This is a genomic window from bacterium (genome assembly GCA_035371905.1).
Lineage (GTDB): Bacteria > Ratteibacteria > UBA8468 > B48-G9 > JAFGKM01 > JAMWDI01.
On sequence record DAORXQ010000141.1, the window covers coordinates 1 to 3462 of the forward strand.

Genomic DNA, 3462 nt, shown 5'->3' on the forward strand with positions numbered 1-3462 from the left:
AATGGATATGTGCCCTTATCCATCCAGTCGTAAATTTAGGCCCTGGGAAATTGCTTTCCCTATAATTCCCACCAGTAAATATTTTTTTAAAGCCCTCTTCTTTAATAGAAAAGACATTTAAATAATTTGGATTTTCAGAATTAAATCTTATACTACCTTTTGTTCCATATATTTCATACTTAAGTTCATCCTGTGTCCCTGTTGCTATCTTTGATGCCTCAATTATTCCAATTGAACCATTTTTCATCTTTACATTTATATTTATGTGATCCTCAACTTCAACTTTTACTATTTTCCCATTTTTTGTTGGTCTTTCAGGATATAAAATCAAATCATTTCCAATCACCTCATCAAATTCACCTAAAAACCAATAAATTAAATCAATAATATGGCTTCCTAAATCAAGTAATACACCAGCACCTTTTTCCTGTTTCCATCCAATTGGCTTTTCTTTCTCAACACTTCCTGAATGATAATATGAAATCTTAAAAATAGTTGGTTTCCCAATAAATCCATTCTCTATCAATTCCTTTGTCCTTATTGTTGCAGGAATAAATCTATTATGGAATGTTACCTGATGGATTTTATCAAAATTTTTAAGATATCTCTCAAGTTCTTCTGCTTCTTTTACAGTTGCTACAATAGGTTTTTCACAATAAATATGTTTTTTCTTTTCAATTGCATAAATAAGTTGCTCAAAATGATAAATGTTTGGGCTTGATATATCAATAATTTCAATCTTGTGGTTTTCAATCAATTCTTTGTAATCAGTTGTTATAAATTCAATACCATATTTTTCTTTTGCTTCTTTTGCTGTCTCTTCCCTTGATGTACAGACACCGGAAACTTTTGCTTTGAAAGGCGCTTCCGGATAATAATACTTTAAGTTTTCATATGCATAAGCGTGTACTTTGCCAATAAAACCAAACCCGATAATTCCAATATTAAATATTTTCATTTTTCTTTGATAACAAAATTTTTTAAAGTTCCAATTCCTTCTATTTCAACTTCAACAATATCTCCTTCTTTTAAAAATACAGGCGGTTTCCTTGCAAATCCCACTCCTGAAGGAGTTCCTGTTAAAATAATTGTTCCTGGTAAAAGTGTCATCTGTTTTGATAGATAACTCACAATTTTATAAGGATTGAAAATCATTTTTGAAGTATTTGAATTCTGCATTATTTTTCCATTTAAAATCGTTTTTATACTTAAATTTGTTGGCTCAATTTCTGTTTCTATCCATGGACCAATCGGGCAGAAAGTATCAAATGACTTTGCTCTTGCCCACTGTTTATCTTTTTTTAACTGACAGTCCCTTGCACTTACATCATTTCCACAGGTGTACCCGAATATATAATCTTTTGCTTCTTTCTCTTCTATATTTTTACATTTTTTACCAATAACAATAACAAGTTCGCATTCATAATCAACCTCATCAGGCGCTTGTTCTGGTAAAATTATCGGAGATAGATGTCCAGTTAAAGAAGTAGTTGCTTTCAAAAATATGACCGGTTCTGAAAGTACCTTTTCCCATCCTTCTTCTGCGTGTTCTTTATAATTTAATCCAAGTGCAATAATATTGGGAGGATTGCATGGTGGTAAAAATTTAATTTCTTCAGGTGAAAAAATTTGACCGGTTTCTTTAAATTCTTTAGTAAATCCCTCCCAGTTTATAGCATAAATTCTGTTTTTTTTAAAAATACCATAAAATTCTTTCCCATCTTTAAAAAACCTCAAGAATTTCATATTTTCTCCCTTTTTACATTTCAGATAAATAATCCATATATTCTTCACTCAAATCAGAAATTTCAAAAGATATTATTTCAGGAACTTTATACGGATGAATTTCTTTTATTTTTTTCTCAACCTTTTTATAATTTTTCTTCTTGCATTTAATAAAAATCAGCCATTCTTTGCTTTTTTCTATTCTTTTTTCCCACCAGTAATGACTTTCAACTGGACCTATAATCTGACAGCAGGAAACAACTTTTTCTTCAAGTAACTCTTTAACAATTTTCTCACAATTTTTTTTATCCGGAGAGGTTGTAATTATTTGAATAAATTTCATAATTTTTCTTTAAAATTTTTTATTTCTGGATAATCATTTTCATTTTCAATCTCTTTGAGTTGTTGAAATAAAGAAATCTGTTGCCTTGATAATCTTTTTGGTATCAAAACCTTAATTTTAACAAACATATCTCCTTTACCGTGCCCATTTAATTTAGGCATACCCATATTTCTCAATCTTAAAATTTCTCCATTCTGTGTACCCGGAGGAATTTTCAATTTTGCTTTCCCTGCTAAAGTAGGTACTTCAATTTCATCTCCTAAAACTGCCTGAGTAACTGTAATCGGAACTTCTAAATATATATTTTCTTCTTTTCTTTCAAAAAGAGGATCCTTTTCAATAAAAACTGTAACATATAAGTCACCCCTTTCGCCTTTATTTAAACCAATATCTCCCTGTCCTTTCAATCTTAAACTCATCCCTGATTCAATACCTGCTGGAATTTTAACAAGTATTTTATGCATATTTCTTATTCTTCCTGTTCCTCTACAATTTGGACATGGGTCTGACAGAATTTCTCCCTCCCCTCTACATTTCGGACATGTTTGTGCAATTGTTATAAATCCAGAACTTTTAATAACTTGACCCCTTCCCTGACAGGTAGGACATGTGACTTTCCCTTTTTTTGTCTTACTTCCAGTACCATTGCAAACCGAACACTCATCAAATCTTGAAACATTTATATATTTTTCTGTACCTGTTGCTGCTTCTTTTAATGTTATATAAATTCTATATTCAAGGTCAGAACCTCTTGTTTTTCTTTTTTGAGTTGTTTTTGATGCAAAATCTGAACCAAAAATATCACCAAAAAAATCACTGAATATATCACCAAAAATATCTGAAAAATCCATCCTTACCCTTGAAAAATCCTGTGTCCAGTCAAATCCAGTTGGTCCAAAACCAGCATGCCCATATGTATCATATATTTTTCTTTTTTCAGGATCAGATAAAACTTCATATGCCTCTGTAATTTCTTTAAATTTTTCTTCTGCTTCTTTATTACCGGGATTTCTGTCTGGATGATATTTTAAAGCAAGGTCTCTATATGCTTTCTTTATTTCATCTATTGAAGCGTCTTTTGAAACACCAAGAACTTCATAATAATCTTTTTTTTCTCCCATATTTTATATTTTAGTCATATAAATAAAAAAAGCAAGGGAAACCCTTGCTTTTTAAGTAAGAAATTGGGGTATCCGGATTTTTTTCAACTCCTTAGAAAGGAGGTGATCCAGCCGCACGTTCCCGTACGGCTGCCTTGTTACGACTTCGCCCTCCTTGCCGAGTGTACCCTGATACCCTCCCTCCCTTGCGGGTTAGGATAAGGTACTTCAGGTACCCTCGACTCAGTTGGCGTGACGGGCGGTGTGTACAAGGCCCGAGAACGTATTCACCGC

4 protein-coding genes and 1 rRNA gene are annotated in these 3462 nt (G+C 32.1%); all 5 read right to left on the reverse strand.

Going from position 1 to position 3462, the window contains the following annotated elements; translation table 11 throughout:
- The coding region (locus PKV21_09675; GenBank protein HOM27755.1) for a Gfo/Idh/MocA family oxidoreductase at window positions 1-958 on the reverse strand (958 nt) is incomplete at its 3' end.
- Complete coding sequence (locus tag PKV21_09680; protein HOM27756.1) at window positions 955-1746, reverse strand: fumarylacetoacetate hydrolase family protein; 792 nt, start codon at window positions 1744-1746, stop codon at window positions 955-957. The genes PKV21_09680 and PKV21_09675, both read right to left, overlap by 4 nt.
- A 13-nt stretch (window positions 1747-1759) precedes the next feature.
- Window positions 1760-2068, reverse strand: a complete 309-nt coding sequence (cutA, locus tag PKV21_09685) for a divalent-cation tolerance protein CutA (GenBank protein ID HOM27757.1) — start codon at window positions 2066-2068, stop codon at window positions 1760-1762.
- On the reverse strand, window positions 2065-3189 hold the full coding sequence (gene dnaJ / locus PKV21_09690; protein HOM27758.1) for a molecular chaperone DnaJ: 1125 nt from the start codon (window positions 3187-3189) through the stop codon (window positions 2065-2067). Before dnaJ ends, cutA begins: the two co-directional genes overlap by 4 nt.
- Window positions 3190-3284: 95 nt before the next feature.
- Window positions 3285-3462, reverse strand: a 16S ribosomal RNA gene (locus PKV21_09695); the annotation flags it as partial.

Coding starts and splice junctions, on each gene's coding strand:
- dnaJ (HOM27758.1), bottom strand. CDS start 3,189: ATGGGAGAAAAAAAAGATTATTATGAAGTTCTTGGTGTTTCAAAAGAC.
- cutA (HOM27757.1), bottom strand. CDS start 2,068: ATGAAATTTATTCAAATAATTACAACCTCTCCGGATAAAAAAAATTGT.
- PKV21_09680 (HOM27756.1), bottom strand. CDS start 1,746: ATGAAATTCTTGAGGTTTTTTAAAGATGGGAAAGAATTTTATGGTATT.